At 65.8% G+C, this 6,312-nt stretch carries 5 protein-coding genes; all 5 read right to left on the reverse strand.

From position 1 onward, the window contains the following. Positions 1 to 171: 171 nt before the first annotated feature. Entirely contained in the window at positions 172 to 1,155 is a 984-nt protein-coding gene (locus JWQ89_RS01865) for a sugar ABC transporter permease (RefSeq protein WP_299637917.1), read from the reverse strand. Between the two features lie 48 nt (positions 1,156 to 1,203). Then, positions 1,204 to 2,448, reverse strand: a complete 1,245-nt coding sequence (locus JWQ89_RS01870) for an extracellular solute-binding protein (RefSeq protein ID WP_299637919.1) — start codon at positions 2,446 to 2,448, stop codon at positions 1,204 to 1,206. Positions 2,449 to 2,924: 476 nt separating this feature from the next. Further along, on the reverse strand, positions 2,925 to 3,911 hold the full coding sequence (denD, locus tag JWQ89_RS01875) for a D-erythronate dehydrogenase (RefSeq protein ID WP_299637921.1): 987 nt from the start codon (positions 3,909 to 3,911) through the stop codon (positions 2,925 to 2,927). A gap of 72 nt (positions 3,912 to 3,983) precedes the next feature. Continuing rightward, on the reverse strand, positions 3,984 to 4,808 hold the full coding sequence (locus JWQ89_RS01880) for a sugar phosphate isomerase/epimerase family protein (protein WP_299637923.1): 825 nt from the start codon (positions 4,806 to 4,808) through the stop codon (positions 3,984 to 3,986). A 179-nt stretch (positions 4,809 to 4,987) separates the two neighbouring features. Then, positions 4,988 to 6,154, reverse strand: coding sequence for a dihydrodipicolinate synthase family protein (locus JWQ89_RS01885; protein ID WP_299637925.1), 1,167 nt, complete (start codon positions 6,152 to 6,154; stop codon positions 4,988 to 4,990). Between the last annotated feature and the right edge of the window lie 158 nt (positions 6,155 to 6,312).

Below are 6,312 nucleotides of genomic sequence, written 5' to 3' on the forward strand. Positions count from 1 at the left end.
GCCATCAGCGAACCACCGCACCACCCCCTCCCTCGATACCTCCCTCAAGGGGGAGGGATGCGACAAGGGAGCCGCCGGGGCGCAGGGCTGAGGCTGCGACGGCAAATGGGGAGGGTCTCCCTCCCCCCTGCGGGGAGGGCACCGGCGTGGGGGGCCACGCGCTCGGAGCCATCACTTTTCCCTCCGCATGTTCCTGAGCGCGAGGAACAGCGCTGCCGGGAGGATCACCAGCGCCGTCACCAACCCGATGGCGGCGCTCATGCCGAAGTTGACGTTGACCGAGGTAGCGGAGCCGCCGAAGGCCGATCGGAACAGGAACGTCCCCATGATGTCGGTGGCGCGGGCCGGCGCCCCCTCCGGCCCCATCAGGATCAGCGTGTAGTCGGCATTGTTGAACACATCGACCATGACGATGACGGTGATCAGGATGAACGCCGGCGCGAGGACCGGAAACACCACCGCCTTCAGCGTCTGCCAGCGATTGGCGCCATCGAGCATAGCCGCCTCGAGCAGGTGCATGCGCACCGCAACGACGGCCGAGAGGATGAGGATGATGGCGAAGCTCATCCGGTGCCACGAATAGAAGGTGGCAAGCGTGGCGAGCGCCAGGTTCGGATCGCCGAGAAAGCCGATCGGCTGGTCGACCACGTGGAGGCCCTTGGTGAGCAGCACGTTGAGCGGCCCGCGGGTACGCACGATCAGCTCGAGCAGGAACGCCACGGCGGCGCCGGCGAGCGGATAGGGCAAAAAGAAGATCGAGCGGTAGGTGTTGCGCCCCCAGGTGCGAAAGCTCAGCAGCAGCGCGAAGATCGTCCCGAGGATCAGCATCGAGGCGATGATGATGACGAAGAAGATGAGGTTCTGCGCGAATGCCTTGACCAGCTGATCGCGGAAATAGGGGTTCCCGAACAGCTGCGCGAAATTGTCGAAGCCGACGAACTTCATCGGCCCGATCCCCGGCCAATCGACGAGGCAGAGCACGAGCAGCGCCAGCAGCGGGATGAAGTTGAACACCCCGTAGAGCAGCACGCCCGGCGCCAGCAACGCGATGCGCTGCAGGTTCGCCTTCTGCTTGTAGTTGAGTTTGGCCATGCCCTTTGCCCCACCCGCCGCAAGGATGATCGCCCCCGCGGGCGAGAAAAGCAGCGGCGGCATCACCGCCGCTGCGCAAGTTTGGGCCCGGTTATGCCGGACCCTGGAGGATTACTTGCAGTTGGCCGCGCCGACATAGTTCCAGGAGTTGAGGCCATCCTGGATCTTCTTGGCGAAATCGGCCGGGGTCAGCTGGCCCGAGAGCAGCGCCTGGTAGCCGTCGGCGACCAGCGTGCCATAGCTCGGCTCGCCCTTGTTCAGCGCATAGGCGAAGAACGGGGTCGGCGCCGCCGAATTGGTGGCGATCGCCGCGGCGACGTCCTTGAGCAGCGGGTTGTCGACGGCATATTCGCCGCCGAACGCCGGCAGCTCGCCGACTTCCTTGACGAACAGCTCGGCGAACTCCTTGGTCGCGGTGAAGTCGAGCACCTTCTGCGCCTCGGCCGCATTGGGCGAGGTCGAGTTGACGAGATACGTGCCGTCGCCAAAGGCATAGACCTTGCCATTCGGGCCCGGGACCGGGAAGAAGCCGAGCTTCAGCTCGGGATCGATCTCGTACATCGGCGAGGTCGGGCCGGTGGACCAGATGCCATCGATCATCATGGCGCTCTCGCCCATGGCGACCGAGGTGCGCATCGCGCCGTAATCGTCGGCCATCGCCGAGGCGTTGATGAAGCCGGCGTCCTGCCAGTCCTTGACGGCCTGCAGGGTCGAGACGAACTCGGGCCCGGTGAAGCAGGCCTCGCCGGTGATCAGCTTGGCGGCGACGTCGTCGGAAACGAGTCCCGCGGTCATCGCCTCGCCCACCACCTGGTTCAGCCACCAGCCGGAACGCGCGCCGAAATTGATCGGCGTGATGCCCGCGGCCTTGAGCTTCTCGGACGCGGCCTTCAGCTCGTCCAGCGTCTTGGGGACCTCGATGCCGTTATCGGCGAACACCTTGGTGTTGTAGAGGATCGATTCCATCTGCACCGCGAACGGCACGCCGTAGAGCTGGCCATCGGGACCGCGGGCCGCGTCGAGCGTGCCCGGCGCCATGGCGGCGAGATCGGTGGTGGTCGGCTTCAGAATGCCGGAATCGATGAACGACGACAGCCAGGCGGCGCCGGCGCGACCCTGGAACAGGTCGACTCCCGGCGACTGCAGCGCGATGCGGAGCTTCGCGTCATAGTCGTCGGAGTTGATCTGCACGGCCTTGACCGTGGTGTCGCCGAGCAGCTTGTTGTCGTTGATATATTGCCACAGCGGCAGTTCCTGCTGCCGCCAGGTGTAAAGCGTGATCTCGCCGGCGATGCCGGTCGTGGTCATCAGCGCGCCGCAAAGTGCGGTCGTCGCCAGCATTGTGGAAAGTCGCATCCCTGTTCTCCCATCCCGGAACTGGCATTCCAGTTCAATACCTAAGCAATGCCACTTTAGGACCAATTTTGTGGAATGCAACGGCTTTATGGCACAGAGTGGTATTGCCTAAGGCTTGGGCAGAGCAGGCTTTCTCCTCACCGGGGTGGGCCCCGCTCGGCAAGACCGCTGGAAATCCTGGCATAAATGAGAATTGGCCCGGCGAGGTACCGGCCCGGTCAAGTGGTGTCAGATTGGACTTATCCACCGGCGCGAGAGATTGGTAGCTCGCGCGCCGGTCCGAGACCTGGAGCGTTTCCGGTTTTGACGGAAACCGGCAGCTCGCCCCCTCTCCCCTCAGGGGAGAGGGCTGGGGTGAGGGGTTCAGCGGTGCAGCGAGCGCTTATGTCGCCGCCTCACCCCTCATCCGGCCTTCGGCCCCTTCTCCCCGAGGGGGAAGGCACAGCACAGCCGCTGCGGTCAGCCTGTGAACGGCTCTAGCCGCCGATTTTGCCGCCCAGTTCATCCTCGATATGGATGCGGATGATCTCGTCGAACGTCTTCTCGGCCCTGAAGCCCAGCGCTTCGGCGCGCTTGGCGGCAAAGTTGCGCGGCCAGCCGGCGACCATCGAGCTGATCTTCTGGTCGGGCACGTCCCGGATCAGGTTCACCGCCTTGTCCCCGGCCACGCGGCGAAGCGCCTCGATCTCCTCGCCCACTGTGGTCGAGAGGCCGGGGGCCGAGAGGGTGCGGCGCCAGCCGAGCTGGGTGGTATCGAGTTCGGCAGCGTGGATGAGGAAGCCGATCGCGGCGCGCGGGCTGGCGAACCAGTGGCGCACGTCCTTCGACACCGGCAGCACCGCCTCCTGCCCGACCAGCGGCTCGCGCAGGATATTGGAGAAAAAGCCCGAGGCGGCGGCGTTCGGTTTGCCGGGGCGGATAGTGATGGTCGGCAGCCGGATGCCGATGCCGTCGACGAAGCCCTTGCGCGAATAGTCGTTCAGCAGCAGTTCGCAGATCGCCTTCTGCGTGCCGTAGCTGGTGAGCGGGGCCGAGAGGAATTCGTCGTCGATGGGCTCGTTGAAGGGCGCCCCGAACACCGCGATCGACGAGGTAAAGACCAGCCTGGGCAGGTACGGTGACTTGAGGCCTTCCTGCCGGATGGCCTCCAGCAGGAACCGCATGCCGTCCATGTTGATCCGGTAGCCCTTGTCGAAATCCGCCTCGGCTTCGCCCGAAACGATGGCCGCGAGGTGGAAGACGAGGTCGGGGCGCGACGCGATCAGCTTCGCCGCTACGCCGGGGGCCGAGACGTCCGAGGCAATCGTCGTGACCTCACCCGGGAAATCGACCTTGGCCGGCTCGATGACGTCGGTGAGCGTCAGCTTGTCGATGGCCTTGCCGCCGACCTGGCCGGCCTTCAGCAGCGCCGACGTGAGCTTGCGGCCGACCATGCCGGCCGCCCCGATGATCAGGATATGCATGGAGTCTCCTCGAATTTTGCGCGGGAGACTAGCGATTGAAACGGCGGGTGCAAGCGCTGCTTTTGGCCAAACTCAGCACACCGTCTCGAAGCGCTCCACGCACGTGCGCACCACCTCGTCGCCCGGCCGCTTCCACCAGTTATCGCGCGAGAAAATCTCGACTTCCTGCGGGCCGTGATACCCCGCTGCTTCGATCATCGCCCGGATCGCCTTGAGGTCGATGACCCCGTCGCCCATCATGCCGCGATCGAGCAGCAGGTCGGTGGTGGGGACCAGCCAGTCGCAGATATGGTGCGCGAGGATGCGCTTCTCGCGCCCGGCGCGGGCGATGGCGGCCGCAAGGTTTGGGTCCCACCAGACGTGATAGACGTCGATCGCGACGCCAACGCCGTCGCCGAGTTCCGCGCAGATATCGAGCGCCTGGTCGATGGTGTTCACGCAGGCGCGGTCGGCTGCATACATCGGGTGCAGCGGCTCTATTGCCAGCGGCACGCCCGAGGCGCGGGCATGCGGCAGCATGGCGGCGATGCCATCGGCGACCATCTGGCGCGCCCCGGCTATGTCCTTGGAAGACCCCGGCAATCCGCCGACGACGAGCACGAGGCAATCGGCGCCCAGCGCCGCGGCTTCGTCGATGGCGCGCAGGTTATCCTCGATATTCTTCTGCCGGCTCTCAGCGCTATCGGCCGGAAACATGCCGCCGCGGCAGAGCCCGGTGACGCGGAGGCCGTTGGATCGGACGATGTTGGCGGCTTCATCGAGTCCGATGGCCGCCACCTGGTCGCGCCACGGGGAGATGGCGGTGACGCCAAGCCGGAGGCAGCCATCAACCGCCTCGGCAAAGCCCCAGGCGCCGCGGGTGGTGGCGAGGTTCATGGAGAGTATGCGGTCAGACATCGGGGCTCCCCGACCCCTCATCCGCCCTTCGGGCACCTTCTCCCACAAGGGGAGAAGGCGACGGAGCGGCAAACTTGGAGGACCGGATCGGCGTGAGATCGCCCCACAGCGCCTTCTCCCCTTGTGGGAGAAGGTGGCCGAAGGCCGGATGAGGGGTTCTCTCCATTTGCGCCGGCACCTCAAACCACCCCATTCACCGCCAGCACCCGCCTCATCCGCTCCACCGCCAACCCCGGATCGGCCAGCACCCGCGCCTTGTCCGCCAGCCGGAACAGTTCGCTCAGGTGCTGCAGCGAGCGCGTCGATTGCTGCCCCCCGATCATCGCAAAATGGTCCTGTAACCCATTGAGATAGGCGAGGAAAACCACCCCGGTCTTGTAGAAGCGCGTCGGCGCCGCGAAGATGTGGCGGCTGAGCGGCACGGTGGGCTCGAGTAGCTCGAAGAACTCGTTGTCGCTGCCCCTGCCGAGCGCCGCGAGCGCCGCGGAGGCTGCGGGAGCAATGGCATCGAAGATGCCGAGCAGGGCATCGGAATGGCCTTGCTCGTCCCCGGCGATCAGCTCGGCATAGTTGAAATCGTCGCCGGTATACATGCGGACGTTTGCCGGCAGGCGCCGGCGCATGGCGATCTCTTTCTCCTTGGAAAGCAAGGAAATCTTGATGCCATCGACCTTGTCGGCATGGGCGGCAATGACGTCGAGACAGACGTCCATCGCGGCGTTGTGGTCGGCATGCCCCCAGTAGCCGACGAGCGCCGGATCGAACATTTCGCCGAGCCAGTGAAGGATCACCGGCTGCTTCACCTGGCCGAGGATGCGGCCATAGACGCGGGCGTAGTCATCGGGCGATTTCGCCGCCACCGCGAGGGCGCGCGAGGCCATTAGAATGATGCGCCCGCCCTGCCCCTCGACGAAACCGACCTGCTCTTCGTAAGCCCGGATGATGTCGTCGATGGTGACGTTCGGGCCCGGCATCAGGTGGTCGGTGCCCGCGCCATAGGCGATCAGCGCGTCCGGCCGCGTGCGGGCTTCGGCCTGCGCGCGACGGATCAGCTCCTGCGCCTCGGTCCAGCCGAGCCCCATGCCGCGTTGGGCGGTATCCATGGCTTCGGCGACGCCCAGACCGAGGTCCCACATGCGGTGGCGGAAGGCCAGCGTGGTGTCCCAGTCGATGGCGGGGGTGAGCCAGGGATCGTTGCTGGCGAGGGGATCGGCGACGACGTGGGCGGCGGCGTAGGCGATGCGAGGAAAGTCGCTAGCCGCATGCTTTTCAAACGGAATCGGCGTGCCGGTGAGGCGATAAGCGGAAATGGTTCGGTCGGGGTTGGGGAGGTGGAGTTCAGGCATCGGCGGCCTCCGGCACTGCACTCTCAGTCCGGCCTCCCACCCCCTTGAGGGGAGGGAACGAGGGAGGGGGTGGTTCAGTGATCACCGATGGACCCCCACCCCCAACCCCTCCCCCTCGAGGGGGAGGGGAGCTGAACTTGCGCGCAAGCGGCCACGGT

It is taken from the genome of Devosia sp., assembly GCF_028290645.1.
GTDB lineage: Bacteria > Pseudomonadota > Alphaproteobacteria > Rhizobiales > Devosiaceae > Devosia_A.